The following is a 16,661-nucleotide window of genomic DNA, read 5'->3' on the forward strand; positions in this document are numbered from 1 at the left end:
ATGCTTGAGCAGCCGCGTAAGGCGCTCGCAGATTTCGACAGGCTGGTCGAATTACATCCCGGCATGGTGAACCTGTGGCTGAACCGTGCCCGTTGCCGGGCCGGCCTGAAGATGCGTGAAGAAGCCCTCGCCGATTACGACAAAGTGCTTGAGTTGGGGATGAAAGACATCTCGGTCTACAAGGAGCGCGGCATCATGTTCAGCGAACTGGGGCGCAAGAAAGAGGCCGTGGAGAGCTTCACGAAAGCCATGGCCATCGGCGCGAAGGATGCCATGCTCTTTGTGAACCGCGGTGCCGCGTACATGAGCCTCGGAGACACCGAAGCCGCCATCAGGGACTACTCGAAGGCTGTGATGATCGATCCCGCCAACAGCGGCGCCTTCAGCAACCGCGCGCTTGCCTTCATCAAGCTGGGGCATCACCAGGAGGCCCGCGCCGACCTTCGCGAAGCGGCGGTGTTGGATTCCAAACGCGGTGTGGCGCTGGCTATTCTCGCCAAGCTGTATGCCACCACCGACAAGGGATTCAAGGACATACCCCACGCGATGAATCTGGCGCAGAAGGCCGTAGCCATGAACAACGCGCCGTTTACGTTGCAGTCGCTTGCGCTGGTGCATGCGGCGGCCGGGGATTTCGACAAGGCCGTCAGCGTGCAGACTGAGGCGCTGAACGCGCTGCGGGAGAGCGGCATGGATACCGCATACTACGAACGCACACTCGCTATGTACCGCAAGGGCGAGGTGGCCGACCCCTTTCCAGACTCCCCCTAGTCGTCTGCCGGAGCGTTGATGCGAAGTCTTCTGAGAGCCCTATTTTTCGGAGGCTTGTTTCTCGTTTTTTCGGGGGCGGCAGTCGCTGTGCAGTCGCCCTGCGACAGGGCCATTGCCGAGTACAAGGCCGGGAAGAATTTCGACGCCTGTATTGAGGAGGCCGCCCCAGAAGACGGAAATCTGCTGACCATGGTGTGGGCCGGACAGTTCGGCAAGGCAGCGGACGCGCAGGCCGAGGCTGTCAGGCTCGGCCCCGGGCAGGGCAGCGAACACGTGGAAATGATGAAAACGCTTGAGTCCTACCGCAAGCGGGAGATTCGCAAGGCGCTCTTTTTGTAGCGCAGAAAGTGGAGAGACATATGCGGCGATACGGATTGTTTTTCGTGATGGTTTTCTTTGCGGCGGTGTTTGCCGTTTCTGTCCCGGCGCAGGCAGAATCCGGCGACGTTCCCGCTGCGTGCGGCAAGATTCGCGAGGCGCTTGATGCCAAGAACTACGAGGCCGTGGTGAGCCTGAGCACCGAATGCCTCAAGGCGGAGAATCTGGATGATTCGTCCCGGCAGATGGCCATTGCCACCCGCGGTCTGGCAAATGAAAGACTGCGACGTTTGAAGGACGCCTTGCGGGATTACAGTCAGGCCATCGTCATGCCCGATCCGTGGATCCAGCTCTATTCGCACCGGGCGACGGTCTACTATGAACTGGGCATGAAAAACGAGGCGTTTCTTGATTTGGACGCCATGGTCCGCATCTGGCCCGGCAGTGCCATGGCTCACGGAAAACGCGGGTTCATGCACTCCGTTGAGCGACGGTACAGGAAAGCCCTGCCTGACTTGGACAGGTCCATCGAGCTGGACCCGAAGAACGCCAACATGTTTAACACCCGCGGGTATGTTCATGACCGGCTGGGCGACATGGACCGCGCCATCGCGGACTATACCGAGGCCATCCGTCTCAGGCCGGACTATGCCATGCACCACAGCAATCGCGGCAACGCCCACCGGGCCGCCGGGAACATGGAGCAGGCCATCGGGGACTTCACCGAGGCCATCAGGCTTTCGCCACAAGACGAGCGCGTCTACTGCAACCGGGGCATTGCGTATTGCGACATGGGACAGTTCGGGAAAGGCATCGAGGACTTCGTCAAGGCACTGGAACTGAAGCCCGGCGACATTCCGTCCCTTGCCAGCTTTGCCAAGGCGCTGGTGCTGGTGGATGACCCCGAAGCGCGCGACCCCATCCTTGCGCTCAAGCTGGCCGAAGCGGCCGTGGTCCGGGAGAAAAGCTCCCTGACCCTCAATGCGCTTGCGGCGGTGCACGCCGCAGCCGGGCGCTACCGGTTGGCCACGAAATACACCGAGGACTCCCTTGCGGCGGCAAAGCAGTTCGGCAGGGACACCGGACGCATCGAAGCCTGCCTTTCGGCCTATCGCAGCAACAGACGCTGCACGCCAGAGTTCTGATCCGGCAACGGGCCCTTTCTGCTACTTGTTGATGAACTTCGCGCCGATGCTTTCAAGCACGCCAGCCCGTTCGGAAACGGGCTTGTAACCCTCGTTGCCGTCCGTGAAGGAGCTGATGCCGTGGGCGCAGATCCACATGGGTGAAGCCGAGGTCAGGTGCTTGCGAACGTAGTCCAGCGCTTCACGCTGCTGTTTCGGCAGGTCGTCGGCTGCGGCGTATTCCTTGATTTTGGCGCGGAGCTTCGGGCCAAGCAGGTCGTTCAGGTAGCGAACACCCTGCCGGGCGCTGGTGTCGCGGCACAGGGTGGCGTCCACCCGCGAGGCGAGGAACCCGCGTAGATACCACTGGAACGCGGCCTTGGTGTCGGTCTCGTCCAGCTTGTAGGACATGACGAAATAGAACGGCGCGGTCAGGTCGCCGATATTCCTCTCTATCCACTTCATTACAAAGGCGTCCTGTCCGGCCGGGGCGTAGCGGGCGATGTACGCGGCGGTGTTGAACGCGCCCTTTTCCACCAGTGCGTCAAGGTAGCTGCCGAGCGCCTCTTCGTTGGCGGCCAGCTTGGCGATGGCTTCTTTCTTGGGCTGATAGGTGAAGGCGGCCACGTCCGCATCCTTGGCAGGGACCTTGACCACCGTCCCGACACTGCCGGATTCGTAGTCCACCACGTCCGAAGCGGCGGACATGGTCGGGAGCACCAGAAGAGAGAGGACGAGAAGCAGCGGTATGAAGCGGGTCATTGGGGATCCTTTGCGTCATTGATTGGTTTGAATGATCGATACACCGTACACGAACAGCCTTCCGGGAACAATACGATCAAGCCCCTATTGTTTTTTCCGGCCCGCGCCGATCAGAAGAACGGCATCTGAAATCAAGCACAAGGAGCGTGCATGGGAACCGTTGTAGCACTTGACAGGTTCCGCGAGTCGGTTGAGCGGGGCAGGGAAGCGCAGCCGCCGAAACCTTCCATTCGGGGAACCGAAATCTGGGGCCGGGATTACACCCGGATAGAGAGCGTCGTGTTCGGGCTGCTCAAGGCGCGCGACATTGTCGGGCACCACATGGGCCGTCACGACGAGGATGTGGCCATGATGCTGCTGAACGCGCTGGAAAAGGCGTACAAACTCGGGGAGTGCGGACACGAGGAACTGGTGGCGGCCATGCGGCCCCTCAAGGACTTCATCGTGGACTGCATGGACGAGGGCAACAGGCGCGACCTGTCCATGGCCATCGTCATCCTCGACCTTATTGAGAAGTCTCCGGTTCACCGGAAGTAGCGTTGTCCATCAACGCCTGAAACTCGTCTTCGTCCAGATCGCGGACAAAGGCGCCGTCCTTCCACAGGGACTTGCGAATCATGCCGTCGGGATAATGGACCACGCCCGGTCCCTCCCGGCGGCCTTCCCTGTATCGGCCCACGAAGAGAAATCCGTCCGCCTGATGCAGCGCGCCCGGACCGTGGCGCAGGTCGTCCTTGAAGTATCCCATGAACACGTCACCGTTGCCGAAACGGTAGATTCCCTCGCCCTGTCGCGTGCCGTTGACCTCGGTGCCCTCGAACTCGTCGCCGTTGGGAAAGTAGCGGATGCCCCGGCCCATGCTGCGGCCTTCAACGAACTCGCCCTCGTACCGCTGGCCGGTGTCAAAGACGTAGACGCCCGTGCCGTTCTGGCAGTCGCCGGAAAGGCAGCCGGTGGGGTAGTTGGGTTCCCACGGCTCCTCGGGCGGAGCGGGCAGGGTGCCGTTCCATTCCTCGGGTGCGGGGCGCTCACCGGGTTTCAGGGGGCGGATGAAGCGGCCGTTCAGCCACAGTTCGCGCACGGCGGTGCCGTCCGGTTCGATGCGGATGGCAGGGCCGTGCCTGTAGCCGCCCGCGAATGAGCCGTGAAAGCGCGCGCCGTCGCGGTCCGTGAACACGCCGTCGCCGTGCTCCCAGCCGTGGTGGAAGGTGCCGTAGTGCTCCCAGCCGCGCCAGCCGTGCAAAAGGCCCTTGCCGTGCGGTCTGCCGTCATGGACCTCGCCGCGATACCACGCTCCGGCGGGGTAGCGGATGACGCCCTGACCGTGGGCCACGCCGTCCTTGAATTCGCCTTCGTAGCGTTTCAGGGTGTCGTAAAGGTACATGCCCGTGCCTTCGGTGCAGTTGCCTTCAAGGCACTCTCCGGCATGGGCGGGCAGGGCTGCGGCCATGAGCAGCAGGATGGTGAGGAGCACGCTTCGCATGGGTGTTCTTGTAAATCATCACGCCGGTGAAATCCACCGCCGTTCACCCCCCTTTCCCGGCCTTTCCCCGATTTTCCCCTTGCCTTTGCCGCCGGATGCCGCATGATGGCCTTATGGCGAAAACCCCGTCGACGCTCCCCGGCTGCTGCTCTCCACCGGCAGCCTCTTTCACCTGCCGCCCGCACACGTGGCGGGTCTTGCCGCGCGCGCCGGTTTCGACGGGCTGGAGCTCATCGTCAACTCCCCGAAGATGGCTCCGGGCGAGGCCATGGCGGCCGTGCACGAGGCCTGCCCCATCCTCAGCCTGCACGCGCCGTTTCGAGACTGGAGCAAGTGGGGCGGGCATCTCGATTCATGGAAGGCCACCACCGCGCTGGCCAATTCCCTGCCCGAGACCAACCACATCACCCTGCACCCGCCGCAGGCCGGGCTGGGCGGCCTCGTCTCCTCCCGCTGGTTCAAGCGCGCCTACGATCTGCCCGTGCTGCTCGACGCCAAGGGCCGCGTGGAATACTCGCTGGAAAACATGCCGTGGACCGAGTCCCCCTTTGGCCGCGATCCGCTGGACAAGCTCATGGACCAGTGTCGCGACAAGAACGTGGGCCTGACGCTGGACGTCTGCCACCTCGGCGTGTCCGGCAGGGACATCCTCAGCGCGCTGGACCGCGTGCCAATGGAGCTTCTCTATCACGTTCACTTTTCGGACTCGCGGGGCCACCGGGAGCACATGGCGCCGGGCGAAGGCGAGTTGCCGCTTTACGGCTTTCTGCAGCGCCTTGCCGAGCGCGGGTATTCGCGCATCATCACTCTGGAGCTGGAGCCTGCCGCCTTCCCCAACGACGACGAAGGCACCCTGGAAATCCTCGTGGACATGCGCGAGTTCATGGCGGCTGCGCTGGAAATCTAGGGCTTGCCCTCCGGCGAAGGGTGCTTATCCTTTCTGGAAACAAAAGAGAGGCCGACCATGACCATACACGCTGTCTGTCCTTCCTGCGCTGCGGTAAACCGCGTGGAGCGCGAACGGGCTGCGCAGGCAACCTGCGGAAAATGCAAGACCGCCCTGCTGCCCGGCAAGCCCGTGGTGCTGACCGAAGCGACCTTTGACCGGTTCATCGGCAAGAGTGAACTGCCGGTGCTGGTGGATTTCTGGGCCCCGTGGTGCGGGCCGTGCAAGATGATGGCTCCGCAGTTCGATCAGGCTGCTGCCGAGCTTGCGGGCGAGGTGATTCTGGCCAAGGTGGATACGCAGGCCGAGCAGTCGCTGGGCGCGCGGTCTCCATTCATTCGGTGCCGACCATGATGGTGTTCCGGAACGGTACGGAAGTGACGCGCCAGTCCGGGGCCATGAACGCCAACGAGCTGGTGCGCTGGGCAAGAGGCCTGTAGCCGATGTAGGGGATTAAGAAAGCGGGGAGCGTTCATGGAGCGCTCCCCGCATTTTTGCGTCTAGTCTTCGAGCACCGCGCCGGTGTTGGCGGAGGTGACGAGCTTCATGTATCGCCGCAGGAACGGGGATTTGAGCTCCCGGACCACGGGTTTGAATTCCTGTCTGCGCTCTTCCAGTTCCGGTTCATCCACCAGCAGGTTGATGGTGCGTTCGGGGATGTTGATCTCGATGCTGTCGCCTTCGCGGACCAACCCGATGGGACCGCAGGCCGCGGCTTCGGGCGAGACGTGGCCGATGGCCGCGCCGCGTGTGCCGCCGGAGAAGCGTCCGTCGGTGATGAGCGCCACGGAGTCGCCGAGGCCCATGCCCATGATGGCCGCGGTGGGCGAGAGCATCTCGCGCATGCCGGGGCCGCCCTTGGGGCCTTCGAAGCGGATGATGACCACGTCGCCGGGCTTGATGTTGCCGTCGAGGATGGCGGTCATGGCGTCTTCTTCGGAGTCGAACACCCGGGCCGGGCCGGTGCGCTGCATCATTTCCGGGGCCACGGCGGATTGTTTGACCACGCAGCCCTGCGGGGCCAGGGAGCCGAAGAGCACCGCGATGCCGCCTTCGGGGCTGTACGGATTGTCGATGGGCCGAACCACCTCGGGGTCGAGGTTCTCCGCCTTGAGCTCGGCGAGGTTTTCGCCAACGGTTTTGCCGGTGACGGTCAGGGCGTCGAGGCTGACGAGATTCTTTTTGGCAAGCTCGGTCATGACCGCCGGGATGCCGCCCGCCACGTCGAGGTCTTCGATGTGGTGGCCGCCTGCGGGCGAGAGCTTGCAGAGGTTGGGCGTGGCGCGGCTGACCTCGTTGAAGAGCTCGAGCGAGAGGTCGAGGCCCGCCTCGGCAAAGAGTGCGGGCAGGTGCAGGGTGGTGTTGGTGGAGCAGCCAAGCGCCATATCCATGGCCACGGCGTTTCGCACGGATTTTTCCGTGACGATGTCGCGCGGCTTGATGTCCTTTTCAAAAAGCTCCATGACCTTCATGCCCGCGTCCTTGGCAAGGCGTCGGCGTCCGGCCATGACCGCCGGGATGGTGCCGTTGCCGGGCAGGGCGAGGCCGATGGTCTCCGAGAGACAGTTCATGGAGTTGGCGGTGAACATGCCGGAACAGGACCCGCAGGTGGGGCAGGCCGACTGTTCGAGGTCCTCCAGCTCCGCTTCGCTCATGGACCCCGCCTTGACGCGGCCCACGCCCTCGAAGACGGTGATGAGGTCGGTCTTGCCGCGGTTTCCGGCCAGCATGGGGCCGCCGGAGACGATGATGGCCGGGATGTTCAGGCGCAGGATGGCCATGAGCATGCCGGGCACGATCTTGTCGCAGTTGGGGATGCAGACGAGGGCATCGAAGGGGTGCGCGGTGGCCATGATCTCCACGGAGTCGGCAATGACTTCGCGGCTGGGCAGGGACATTTTCATGCCCTCGTGGTTCATGGCGATGCCGTCGCACACGCCGATGGCCGGAAATTCCACGGGGGTTCCTCCGGCGAGGCGAACGCCGTCCATGACCGCCTGCGCGATTTCGCGTAGGTGCACATGTCCGGGAATAATGCCGTTCTGGGCGTGGCAGACACCGATGAGCGGGCGCTGCATTTCTTCCTTGGACATGCCTGTTGCGTACAGCAGGGAGCGGTGCGGAGCCTTCTCCAGACCGCCGGTCATCTTTCTGCTTCTCATGAAACTCTCCTTTTGATTGGTCCGCAGAGTTCAAACCGGAACGGTGATGCTGTCAAGGATGTTTTGTGTTAGCCCCCGCCGGACCGTCCGGCGGGGGCTGCCGGAGAGCGACGCTCCGGGGACCGCCCCCGGAGACCGCACCACTATACACCCGGTTTCAGGCCCGGGACGAAAAACACCCCTCATCGGGCAAAAAAGGCAGTGCAATACCGCTTGACAGGGTGTCGAAGCGGCTGTTTTTGGGGGCTGGTCAGGCGGTTTTCATGGAGTGATTGTTCAGGTCCCGGACGCAGGCTTTCCGAATTTTGGCGTCCGGTTCGGGAAGCACGAAAACGGAATTCCACATGGCCTTCTGGTCGGCGTCCAGTCCCGTCTCTTTTTCAAGCGAGGTGCTTATGTCATCGCTCTGGCCGATCCGCAGGGGCTTGACCTCCCATCCCGCCAGATGCCCGCGCGGGTGGGTGTAGGCGAGGATGAATACGCCCGGCGACTGCGGCAGGCGATCACTTTTGCGCAGGATGGAAAAAACGTATTCCGTGCCGGATGCTCCGGTAAAGGGCCATTCTTTCTGCTTGAACATGGCGAATCTTCCTTTTGGCTGCTTCCGTTTCCCTGTGGCGTCCCGTCAAGGCCGCCTGATACTTGGCACGAATCAGCGCTGTTTTCCAACCTACTTGCCCTTTCGATCCGGATGCCTCTCGTAGAACCCTTCGAGCGGTTCAAGTTCGGCATTGCAGGATGGGCATTTGTTGTAGCTTTCTGGGTGTGGGAACACGTTGCCACACCGAGTGCATATCTGATTTGATGCGCTGTTTTTCTTTCCCAGAGAAGAGTAAGCCGTCCAGATGCCCAAACAGACCATCAAGATACCAAGCGGTTTATTGTACATGCTTAAATCTACGCAGTAGCTCATCCAACTGGGGCAAAAAAACGGATCACTGATTAGTGTTACCCCTGACCAGATGAATGCTGTTCCACAGAGCAGAAAGCTCCAACTAATTCTGCCTACCATATTATCACCGTTTATTTTGTCGCTCTTTCAAAGCTCTTTTCGCATACCCGCTTGGTGTAGAAGGAGTCATAAGGCTCGAGACATCTACTAACGCTTCCACCTCATCGCCAGCTTTTTCGGGTGTTGCAATATGTCTGCTCCACGCGGTGCCGCTAAGTAGAAGCGCCGCCGCCCGTGGTGAACGGACGGTGGATTGCGGGTTTAGAGTTTCTGTCCCTCGTCTTTCTTCTCCGGATGCCTCTTGTAGAACCCTTCGAGCGGTTCGAGAGCGATCTTGCAAGTTGGGCACAGCTTTTTTGAATTCAGCAGTGTCCTGTGAGTAGATTCGCAGGAAGGACATATCCACGTCTTGTGAGGCAGGGGCTCCCTGTTCCATGAAAGCCAGCCGACATAGCCCGCTGCAATAATCAGTACTATGCTGAACAAGCGATTGTAGTCTGAAAGGTCTACGCACAAATCCAGCTTAAGGCTGCATCAGATTGGATCATCGAAGATGCTGATGCCAACAAAAAGCAATCCACTGGCTAAAAGCAAGCCTTGCCAAAGGGGCTGTTTTGAAAAGTGATTTCTCATTATGATTGTTCCAATATGTTCCAACGGGGGTATCTGGTATTGGATTTGGGTCAAGCATGTCCTAAGCGGTCTCCATGCCTGTCGCCAGCTTTTCCGGGTGTTGAAGGATGGTAGCTCCACGCGGTGCCGCTAAGTAGAGACGCCGCCCGTGGTGAACGGACGGCGGCTTGTGGGTTTAGAGTTTCTGTTTCTCGCCTTTCTTTTCTGGATGCCTCTTGTAAAACCCTTCGAGCGGTTCTACGTCCACTTTGCAGGATGGGCATTTTCCGTCCGGCGTCTGGGAATGCCTGAAAGTGGATTCGCATTTCGGACACAGCAAGAGGCTCTCTTTGTGGTTAGGCAACATGTCTGCGGTCAGGGCGTACGCGCCATACATGATGACGACTATGCCGAGGGGGACGTTGTAGCCAGAGAGATCCGTACAATAATCAAACTTTCCGCCACAGAATATTGGGTCACGAAGCAGTCGGAGACCGACTGCTATGATGCCAATATCAAGGAGAGCCATAAGAAAACGTGGCTTTCCTTTACTTCTTATTGTCTCGGTGATGCTGTTCAAAAGATTCTTTTGCAATGGCGTATCCTGATCCCAATGGCGTGGTCGGCGTTGTGCCTGTTAACATGTCCGCGATGCCTTCCATTCCCGTCGCCAGCTTTTCCGGGTGTTGCATATGCCTGCTTCACGCGGTGCCGCTAAGTAGAAACGCCGCCGCCCGTGGTGAACAGACGGCGGCTTGTGGGTTTAGAGTTTCTGTCCCTCGTCTTTCTTCTCGGGATGTCTTTCGTAGAATCCTTCTAGCGGTTCAAGCTCGGCATTGCAGGATGGGCATTTCTTCTCCGACATCTGCTCTCTGTTGAAAACGCATTCGCAACGTGGGCAAATGAACGTTTGTGCGTCATTTTGCTTGAGCAACGCGAAGAGTGTGACACCGATTCCGAGCAGTATGAGCCCAACTCCCAAGGGAATATTATATGCTGATAAGTCCATGCAATAATGAAACTTCCCTCCACAAAAAACCGGATCTCGTATGATGGAGACACCAAGCCAGCCATGAAGGAGACCACAGAGCAATAGTGACCATCTCATAAAACGCTTCTATTTTCCTTTGCTGTGTGCCTCTTCAGCAATGTTGTATACATAGCCGGGAAGAGTGGTCGGCGTTGTGCCTGTTAAAATGTCTGCGATGCCTTCCATCCCCGTCGCCAGCTTTTCCGGGTGTTGCATATGTCTGCTATACGCGGTGCCGCCAATCATAAGCGCCTATGGGTTTAGAGTTTCTGTTTCTCGTCTTTCTTTTCTGGATGCCTCTCGTAGAACCCTTCGAGCGGTTCAAGGTCCACTTTGCAGGTTGAGCACAGCTTTTTTGAATTCAGCAGCGTCCTGTGAGTAGATTCGCAGGAAGGACATATCAACGTCTTTTGAGGCAGGGGCTCCCTGTTCCATGAAAGCCAGCCGACATAGCCCGCTGCAATAATCAGTACTATGCTGAACAAGCGATTGTAGTCTGAAAGGTCTACGCACAAATCCAGCTTAAGGCTGCACCAGATTGGATCATCGAAGATGCTGATGCCAACAAAAAGCAATCCGCTGGCTAAAAGCAAGCCTTGCCAAAGGGGCTGTTTTGAAGAGTGAGTTCTCATTGTGATTGTTCGAAAATGTTCCAGTATGCTCCAATTGGAGTGTCCGGTACTGGGTTTGGGTCAAGCATGTCCAAAGCGGTCTCCATCCCCGTCGCCAGCTTTTCCGGGTGTTGCAGGATCGTTGCAATCGCTTCCGGTCCGTAGAGCGCGGCGCTGACGGCGAGCTTCGGGGCCATGCCTGCGGCGAGGGCGACATGGAGAGCCGTGCGGAACTGCTCGTTGTTCTTGTAGGCGTTCGCAAGCTCTTCAAATGATTTGCCTGTAGCGTCGACACCTTCTGTGATAGCCTTGCCCACGGCATCGGGCACCTCACGGTCAAGCTCCTGTATCGCTTCACCGGTGCGCTCTACAAGCTTTTCGGCAACCCCCGGAAGCTTGTCCCCCAACTCGCCGAGGGCATTGCCCGTGCCCTCGAACAGTTGCTCCATGACGCTGCCGAACGTGTAACGCTTCCGGCCGCCCTCGCGCATCTCATCCTGATCCGCCACAATGGATTTGGCGGACTGTTTCGGCTTTGCCGGACGATTCTTTGCTTCGGCTGCCTGAAGTGGCTGTTTCTTTTGGGAAAGAGCCAGATCGCCGCCCGTCAGGAGAGACCTGCCGGGCCGCTGTTGTTTGAGAAGCGCGCTGCCGGGCTTGTTCTCCTCGCCGTAATCATGGTTCAGGGACATCCCGGCCCCGTCGTCCGAGGGCCTCCACGGTTCAGGCTTCTCCTCAAGCCACCATGTCATCTTTCGGTGCGGATCGCTCCATTTGTCGCGCGGGTTTTCGTCCTTGCGCACGGGTTCGTAAACGCCGTCGCCATAGCGAATCCATTCGCGCTTGCGTCCGCCGGTGGCGGGATCGTAAGCTAGCTTTCTGTACTTGTCATCCGTATTGTTGCCGGACATCCTGCGGCTCCTTTCGATTTGTGCCTGCCGCGCAGGCGGTTGAAGAGTATCGAAGGGAGTATACACCCGGTTTCGGGCACGGAAGGAAAGCACCCTTTGTCGGGCGAAAAAAGGCTGCGAAATGCCGCTTGACAGGGGTCAGTCGCTGAAGACGAGGCTGCGGATGATGGCGTTGGACACGAGCATGCCGTTCTTGGTCAGCTTGAGCCTGCCGCGCACGAGCCGGACGAGGTTCTCACGGTGCAGGGCGGCCACCAGCTTTTCGCGGCGCTTGACGAGGTCGAACCCCGCCCGCTCGCGAAACGCCTTCAGATCGAGCCCCTTGGCGGTACGCAGGGAGAGCATGACCATCTCGGAGAGCAGGTCGTTGTCCGAGAGCTCTTCGAAGTCGTCGCCCGCAAAGCTGCCCCGTACGGCTGCGTCGTATTCGTCCAGATAGCGGGGGTTGGTGAACCTGCGGCGACCGATGGTGGACACGGCGGAAGGGCCGAGGCCGAGGTAGTCGGTGCCGTCCCAGTAGCCGCTGTTGTGCTTGCTGGCAAAGCCCATGCGCGCGAAATTGGAGACCTCGTAGTGCATGTAGCCCATGGACTCGAGGTACTCCGCGCCGTAGATGAACATGCGGCCCTGCTCGGTATCCGAGGGCAGTTCGATCTCGCCGCGCTCAAGCAGCTTGTTGAGCTGCGTTTTCGGTTCCATGGTCAGGCTGTAGGCCGAGATGTGCTCAGGCTTGAGCTCGGCCACTTCCTTGAGCTGGTCGATCCACGCCTTGAGCCGCTGCTTTGGCAGGCCCCAGATGAAGTCGAGGCTGATGTTCAGGAATCCGGCGTCGCGGGCCGCGTGATACGCCTGCACGGCGTGGGCCGAGGAGTGCGGGCGGCCGAGCAGCAACAGGTCCTCGTCCCTGAGGCTCTGCACGCCGAGCGACAGGCGGTTGAACCCCATGGACATGAGCCCCCGGAACCAGCTCACGTCGCAGGCCGAGTCCGGGTTTGCTTCCAGCGTGACCTCCATGCCGTCCTGAAATCCGAAATGCTTGTGCAGCGCCTTCATGACCTGATCCAGCTGGTGCAGCGGATACAGGCTCGGGGTGCCGCCGCCGAAGTAGACGGTTCGCAGCTTGGGCTTGCCAAGCCGCTTGCTCCAGAGTTCGATCTCCTTGAGCAGGGTTTTGTGATACCACGCGAACTTGGCGTCGTTGAACGCCTGCGAGTGGAAGGTGCAGTAATGGCAGCGCGAACGGCAGAACGGCACGTGCACGTACAATAGCAGGCCGGTGTCGGCGAGCGCGGGGGTCTTGGGACCGGAGTTGCCGGAGGTGAAGGGAAAGGCCGGACTGACGGCCGTGCCGGGCTGGTGAATCTTGGCCATGGGTCAGCGTTTCCATGTGGGGCGCTGGCGCAGCACCGACACCCCGCCGCACAGGAAATAGACGCCCACCAGCAGGTTGAGCAGCACGAACGGCAGTGAGGGGGCAGGTCCTGCGGCCTGCGGAGCCATGAGCGCGGCCGCGCCTGCCACGAGGTTCAACGCCCCGTTGATGATAAGCAGCAGGCCGGTGCCCCACGTGGCCACCACCTGCCGTTTCCATGTGAACCATGCCAGCACGACATAGACGGTCAGCGCGAGCGTCTGCGATTCGGCCACATCCATGTTCCCCGCCAAAAGGCTCACCGCCAGCCGCGTGGCGGGCTGCAGCACGAAGGCCGCGAGGATGACCTCCAGCCGGAGCAGCTTGGCGAGCCGTTTACCCACTGTGCTCATCCGTCTTTCTCCGTCTTGCCGAGCTGGCCTTTATAGCGCTCGAATTCGCTGTGGATGCAGCCGCAATACTGCTGGCGGTAGATGCCCCACTCCTTGGAGGTCTCGATGCCTTCCTTCCAGCCGGTGCGGAAGTCCTCGTAGTGGAAGGCGGTCTTGCCGCCGCCCATGTCCTTGCCGAGCCGGGCTATCTCGTCGTGCTTCTGCATCTTGCTGTAAAGGAGAGTGCTTGTGAAAAACGGGAACCGACCGCGCTTGGCGATGGACACGGTGCGCTCCAGCCGCATGGCGTAGCAGTGGAAGCAGCGGTTGTCCTCGCGCCATGCCACGGCCCGCAGAAATCCTTTCGGGTCGTACTCTTCGTCCTTGACGATGGCCTTTATGCCGAGCCGTTCGGCCACCTCAAGACAGCCGTCGCGCCGTTTGAGGTATTCGGAAAGCGGATGGATATTCGGGTTGTGGAAAAAACCCGTGACGGCGTACCCCTGATCCTGCAACCGCCGGATGACGGAGATGGAACAGGGGCCGCAGCAGATATGCAGTAGTATTCGCGTGTCCATGGATGGCCCTTTCCCGGAGTACCGGGCAGGCACAGTGTGCGTCCTGCGGGCGGGTTTGTAAAGTCGTCAGGGATGGTAGCGGGCGATCATCTCGCGGTATTCGGGCGTCTTCTTGAAGAGGATCAGTGCTTCGGAGAACGCCTTCACGGTTTCGGCGGAGACGGTTTCCCGGCTGAAGAGGGTATAGAGCGCGCGCTCGCCAAGGGCTTCGGCGGCAGGCACAACAGTTCCCGTCAGGCTGAGGCTGTCGATGATCCACAGCCCGTTGAGGTAGTCGGCCAGAAGGGCGTCGAGCCGACCGTTGGCGAGCTTTCGGATGTTGGTCTCATTGTCGGAAACGTACTGGACGTTTGCTATCTGCCTGACGCGGTCCAGCACTTTCTGCGGATACTGGTAGCCGAGCACAAGGCCCACGGTCTGTCCCTTGAGGTCCTCAAGGGCGTTGATAGTGCTGCCCTTAGGGACGAAAATTCGCCATGAGGCATGCATGAGCGGTTCGTCCGGGTAGTGGTAGACGGCTTCGCGCTTGGCGGTGCGCACACCGGAAACGAGCAGGTCCAGCTCCCCGTGGGTCAGCATGTTCAGTCCGCGCTTCCACGGCACGCTGTATACCCGAGAGACATCCTTGTTCATGGACTTGAACACTGCAAGGGTGATCTCTGAAGCAATTCCAAAGGCCTCCCCGTCCTGCACAAATTCGTACGGGGGCCAAGTGTCCGCGCCCATCCTGTAGACAATCGGTTCTGCTACCGGGCCGTCAGAGCCGTTTGCATCGGCCATGGCGGTGGACGGGACAAAACCGATCACCAGAAGGATCATGATTAAAGAGAGGACTCTTCCCATATCTCATTAATACGGGAAAAGCCCTCCCTCTGCAAATCATTCTCGTATAGGGAAGTTATTATTCTGGCGTATCAGTGGCCGCAGACGCTCGGTTCAATGGCGATCTTCACGGTCCTGTTGCAACGTTCTCCAAGGCGTTCAAGCATTTCGCGCTTGTGGTTGAGCAGGTAGAGGGCCAGCTCCTGATGGCAGGAGTAGAGCAGCGCCTCGGTGCAGTCTGCCTTGCGCAGCATGCGGTGGATGTCCTTGAGGGCGGAGAGCGCCTGCCACTCCATGTTGCGGCGGATGCCGGTGCCGCCGCAGCAGGGACAGGGCTCGGTGCTCAGGGAGATGGCCGAGGACCCGAGCCGCTGGCGCACGATCTCCATGAGCCCGAAGCTGGAGATGCGGCCAACGTCGGTGCGGGCGCGGTCGGTCTTCATCGCCCCGCGCATGGTCTTCTCGACCTCGCGGCAGTGCTTGGGATCCTTCATCTCGATGAAGTCGATGACGATCTGGCCGCCGATGTCGCGCAGCCGGAGCTGGCGGGCGATCTCTTCGGCGGCTTCCATGTTGGTCTTGAGCGCCATCTTGTGGAAATTGCGTTCTCCGCCGATCTTGCCGGAGTTGATGTCCACGGCGGTGAGGGCCTCGGTGGCGTCGATGACCAGACGGCCGCCCGAGGGCAGGGTCACTTCGCGGGAGTACACTTCCTGAATCTGTCGGGTGACGTTGAAGCGTTCCCAGAGGGAGAGCTCGGGGTCGGAGTGCAGCTTCACGAGGTTCTGCTTGCGCGGGAAGGTCAGGGCCGCGAACTGCTTGACCTCTTCAAAGGTGTCGGCGTCGTCCACCCATATTTCCACCACGTCGGAGGTCAGGTAGTCGCGCACGGAGCGGGCCGCGAGGTTGAGTTCCTTGTAGACGATGGAGGGCGCCTTCACTTCCTGCGCCTTCTTGCGCACGTCTTTCCAGAGGCGGTTGAGATACTTGTAGTCGCGTTCCAGCGCGGCCTTGGACTGGCCCACGGCGGCGGTGCGGGCGATAAGCCCCACGCCTTCCTCGGGCGAGAGGGTGTCGAGCACTTTCTTGAGGCGCGTGCGCTCCTTCTCGTCCTCGATCTTGCGGGACACGCCCTTCTGGTCCCGGCCGATGGTGTAGACGAAGCTGCGTCCGGGCAGGGACAGGTTGGTGGTCATGAACGCGCCCTTTTTGCCGGTGGGTTCCTTGACCACCTGCACGAGCATCTCCTGACCAGCTTTGAGCACCTGCTGCATCAGCGGGTACTTGGCGCCCTTTCTCAGCTTGTAGCTGCCGGTGTAGTATTCGGGGTGGACTTCATCGATCTGCAGGAACCCGTTGCGCTCGGCCCCGTAGTTGATGAAGGCGGCCTGAAGGCCGTTGTCGATGTTGTGGATGTAGCCCTTGTAGATGTTGCCGCGCGTCTTCTGCTGGTGGGCCATCTCAACGTAGTATTCCTGGACGCGGCCTTCCTCGGCGATGACAACTTCAACCTGCTCACCCGGAAGAACCGAGATGAACATTTTCTGCCGCTTCTTTTTTGCGGTCATGTTTTCCTCTCAATGAAAAATCGTTCATGTCACGACAGGACGGTTAATCGCGCATCTCGTGGTCGATGCCGTGGTAGAAGACGCCGCCGGGGTCGGTCCTTTCGACGAGTTCGCCTCGCCGGACCAGCTCGGAACACAGTGTTTCCGTGCGGTTCTTCTCCACGCCAAGGGCCTCCGAGAGCTGCGCGGCGGTCTGCGGCCGCCGGTCGAGCGACGCCTGATGAGGGCGATCACCTGATCGTCGGTCTGCGCGCCCTTGCGCGCGGCC

Annotated in this window: 17 protein-coding genes and 1 pseudogene; 6 read left to right on the forward strand and 12 right to left on the reverse strand. The window is 60.4% G+C overall.

Features of this window, described 5'->3' with window-relative positions:
* The 3 genes from JCM12178_RS09100 to JCM12178_RS09110 all read left to right on the forward strand — a co-directional run bounded on the left by JCM12178_RS09100 (nucleotide 1) and on the right by JCM12178_RS09110 (nucleotide 2,234).
* On the forward strand, nucleotides 1–771 hold the full coding sequence (locus tag JCM12178_RS09100) for a tetratricopeptide repeat protein (RefSeq protein ID WP_054650713.1): 771 nt from the start codon (nucleotides 1–3) through the stop codon (nucleotides 769–771).
* Between the two features lie 87 nt (nucleotides 772–858).
* Nucleotides 859–1,110, forward strand: coding sequence for a hypothetical protein (locus JCM12178_RS09105; protein ID WP_157054848.1), 252 nt, complete (start codon nucleotides 859–861; stop codon nucleotides 1,108–1,110).
* Nucleotides 1,111–1,130: 20 nt separating this feature from the next.
* Complete coding sequence (locus JCM12178_RS09110) at nucleotides 1,131–2,234, forward strand: tetratricopeptide repeat protein (protein ID WP_054650717.1); 1,104 nt, start codon at nucleotides 1,131–1,133, stop codon at nucleotides 2,232–2,234.
* A gap of 21 nt (nucleotides 2,235–2,255) precedes the next feature.
* On the opposite strand, the gene JCM12178_RS09115 is transcribed toward JCM12178_RS09110, so the two are convergent.
* Nucleotides 2,256–2,975: a hypothetical protein gene (locus tag JCM12178_RS09115; RefSeq protein ID WP_054650719.1), complete on the reverse strand. Its 720-nt coding sequence runs from the start codon at nucleotides 2,973–2,975 to the stop codon at nucleotides 2,256–2,258.
* Between the two features lie 150 nt (nucleotides 2,976–3,125).
* On the opposite strand from JCM12178_RS09115, the gene JCM12178_RS09120 reads away from it, so the two are divergent.
* Complete coding sequence (locus JCM12178_RS09120; protein WP_054650721.1) at nucleotides 3,126–3,512, forward strand: hypothetical protein; 387 nt, start codon at nucleotides 3,126–3,128, stop codon at nucleotides 3,510–3,512.
* Here JCM12178_RS09120 and JCM12178_RS09125 read toward each other — a convergent pair.
* On the reverse strand, nucleotides 3,481–4,458 hold the full coding sequence (locus JCM12178_RS09125) for an MORN repeat-containing protein (RefSeq protein ID WP_054650723.1): 978 nt from the start codon (nucleotides 4,456–4,458) through the stop codon (nucleotides 3,481–3,483). The genes JCM12178_RS09120 and JCM12178_RS09125 overlap by 32 nt on opposite strands.
* 187 nt (nucleotides 4,459–4,645) lie before the next feature.
* On the opposite strand from JCM12178_RS09125, the gene JCM12178_RS09130 reads away from it, so the two are divergent.
* Both JCM12178_RS09130 and JCM12178_RS09135 read left to right on the forward strand, forming a co-directional pair.
* Nucleotides 4,646–5,365, forward strand: a complete 720-nt coding sequence (locus JCM12178_RS09130; protein WP_245628695.1) for a sugar phosphate isomerase/epimerase family protein — start codon at nucleotides 4,646–4,648, stop codon at nucleotides 5,363–5,365.
* Between the two features lie 57 nt (nucleotides 5,366–5,422).
* Nucleotides 5,423–5,758, forward strand: coding sequence for a thioredoxin domain-containing protein (locus JCM12178_RS09135; RefSeq protein ID WP_439646700.1), 336 nt, complete (start codon nucleotides 5,423–5,425; stop codon nucleotides 5,756–5,758).
* Nucleotides 5,759–5,904: 146 nt separating this feature from the next.
* On the opposite strand, the gene ilvD is transcribed toward JCM12178_RS09135, so the two are convergent.
* The 10 genes and pseudogenes from ilvD to JCM12178_RS18960 all read right to left on the reverse strand — a co-directional run.
* On the reverse strand, nucleotides 5,905–7,566 hold the full coding sequence (gene ilvD / locus JCM12178_RS09140; RefSeq protein WP_054650726.1) for a dihydroxy-acid dehydratase: 1,662 nt from the start codon (nucleotides 7,564–7,566) through the stop codon (nucleotides 5,905–5,907).
* A gap of 250 nt (nucleotides 7,567–7,816) precedes the next feature.
* A complete protein-coding gene (locus JCM12178_RS09145) occupies nucleotides 7,817–8,146 on the reverse strand; it encodes a hypothetical protein (RefSeq protein WP_054650728.1) in 330 nt (109 codons plus the stop codon).
* A 1,180-nt stretch (nucleotides 8,147–9,326) separates the two neighbouring features.
* Nucleotides 9,327–9,725 (reverse strand): hypothetical protein, encoded by a 399-nt coding sequence (locus JCM12178_RS09150; RefSeq protein ID WP_157054849.1) that lies wholly within the window; start codon nucleotides 9,723–9,725, stop codon nucleotides 9,327–9,329.
* A gap of 1,063 nt (nucleotides 9,726–10,788) precedes the next feature.
* Nucleotides 10,789–11,682 carry a hypothetical protein gene (locus JCM12178_RS09165; RefSeq protein WP_054650736.1) on the reverse strand — a complete coding sequence of 298 codons (894 nt, stop codon included), beginning with the start codon at nucleotides 11,680–11,682 and terminating at the stop codon, nucleotides 10,789–10,791.
* Between the two features lie 138 nt (nucleotides 11,683–11,820).
* A complete protein-coding gene (gene hemW / locus JCM12178_RS09170) occupies nucleotides 11,821–13,053 on the reverse strand; it encodes a radical SAM family heme chaperone HemW (RefSeq protein ID WP_054650738.1) in 1,233 nt (410 codons plus the stop codon).
* A gap of 3 nt (nucleotides 13,054–13,056) precedes the next feature.
* Complete coding sequence (locus JCM12178_RS09175) at nucleotides 13,057–13,446, reverse strand: hypothetical protein (protein WP_054650740.1); 390 nt, start codon at nucleotides 13,444–13,446, stop codon at nucleotides 13,057–13,059.
* The gene (locus JCM12178_RS09180; RefSeq protein ID WP_054650743.1) at nucleotides 13,443–14,003 is read right to left on the reverse strand and encodes an epoxyqueuosine reductase QueH; all 561 of its coding nucleotides are present in this window, start codon (nucleotides 14,001–14,003) and stop codon (nucleotides 13,443–13,445) included. The genes JCM12178_RS09175 and JCM12178_RS09180 overlap by 4 nt, the downstream gene beginning before the upstream one ends.
* 66 nt (nucleotides 14,004–14,069) lie before the next feature.
* A complete protein-coding gene (locus tag JCM12178_RS09185; protein ID WP_054650745.1) occupies nucleotides 14,070–14,822 on the reverse strand; it encodes a substrate-binding periplasmic protein in 753 nt (250 codons plus the stop codon).
* Between the two features lie 95 nt (nucleotides 14,823–14,917).
* Nucleotides 14,918–16,393: an Rne/Rng family ribonuclease gene (locus tag JCM12178_RS09190; protein WP_054650747.1), complete on the reverse strand. Its 1,476-nt coding sequence runs from the start codon at nucleotides 16,391–16,393 to the stop codon at nucleotides 14,918–14,920.
* Between the two features lie 43 nt (nucleotides 16,394–16,436).
* Nucleotides 16,437–16,661 (reverse strand): annotated as a pseudogene (locus JCM12178_RS18960) (hypothetical protein); the annotation flags it as partial.

It is taken from the genome of Salidesulfovibrio brasiliensis JCM 12178 (assembly GCF_001311825.1).
GTDB lineage: Bacteria > Desulfobacterota > Desulfovibrionia > Desulfovibrionales > Desulfovibrionaceae > Pseudodesulfovibrio > Pseudodesulfovibrio brasiliensis.

What these genes read in the sequence shown, in the direction of transcription:
- JCM12178_RS09125 (WP_054650723.1), bottom strand. Translation starts at nt 4,458, where the DNA reads ATGCGAAGCGTGCTCCTCACCATCCTGCTGCTCATGGCCGCAGCCCTG.
- JCM12178_RS09115 (WP_054650719.1), bottom strand. Translation starts at nt 2,975, where the DNA reads ATGACCCGCTTCATACCGCTGCTTCTCGTCCTCTCTCTTCTGGTGCTC.
- JCM12178_RS09180 (WP_054650743.1), bottom strand. Translation starts at nt 14,003, where the DNA reads ATGGACACGCGAATACTACTGCATATCTGCTGCGGCCCCTGTTCCATC.
- JCM12178_RS09110 (WP_054650717.1), top strand. Translation starts at nt 1,131, where the DNA reads ATGCGGCGATACGGATTGTTTTTCGTGATGGTTTTCTTTGCGGCGGTG.
- JCM12178_RS09135 (WP_439646700.1), top strand. Translation starts at nt 5,423, where the DNA reads ATGACCATACACGCTGTCTGTCCTTCCTGCGCTGCGGTAAACCGCGTG.
- JCM12178_RS09145 (WP_054650728.1), bottom strand. Translation starts at nt 8,146, where the DNA reads ATGTTCAAGCAGAAAGAATGGCCCTTTACCGGAGCATCCGGCACGGAA.
- JCM12178_RS09175 (WP_054650740.1), bottom strand. Translation starts at nt 13,446, where the DNA reads ATGAGCACAGTGGGTAAACGGCTCGCCAAGCTGCTCCGGCTGGAGGTC.
- JCM12178_RS09120 (WP_054650721.1), top strand. Translation starts at nt 3,126, where the DNA reads ATGGGAACCGTTGTAGCACTTGACAGGTTCCGCGAGTCGGTTGAGCGG.
- JCM12178_RS09190 (WP_054650747.1), bottom strand. Translation starts at nt 16,393, where the DNA reads ATGACCGCAAAAAAGAAGCGGCAGAAAATGTTCATCTCGGTTCTTCCG.
- hemW (WP_054650738.1), bottom strand. Translation starts at nt 13,053, where the DNA reads ATGGCCAAGATTCACCAGCCCGGCACGGCCGTCAGTCCGGCCTTTCCC.
- JCM12178_RS09165 (WP_054650736.1), bottom strand. Translation starts at nt 11,682, where the DNA reads ATGTCCGGCAACAATACGGATGACAAGTACAGAAAGCTAGCTTACGAT.
- ilvD (WP_054650726.1), bottom strand. Translation starts at nt 7,566, where the DNA reads ATGAGAAGCAGAAAGATGACCGGCGGTCTGGAGAAGGCTCCGCACCGC.
- JCM12178_RS09100 (WP_054650713.1), top strand. Translation starts at nt 1, where the DNA reads ATGCTTGAGCAGCCGCGTAAGGCGCTCGCAGATTTCGACAGGCTGGTC.
- JCM12178_RS09185 (WP_054650745.1), bottom strand. Translation starts at nt 14,822, where the DNA reads ATGATCCTTCTGGTGATCGGTTTTGTCCCGTCCACCGCCATGGCCGAT.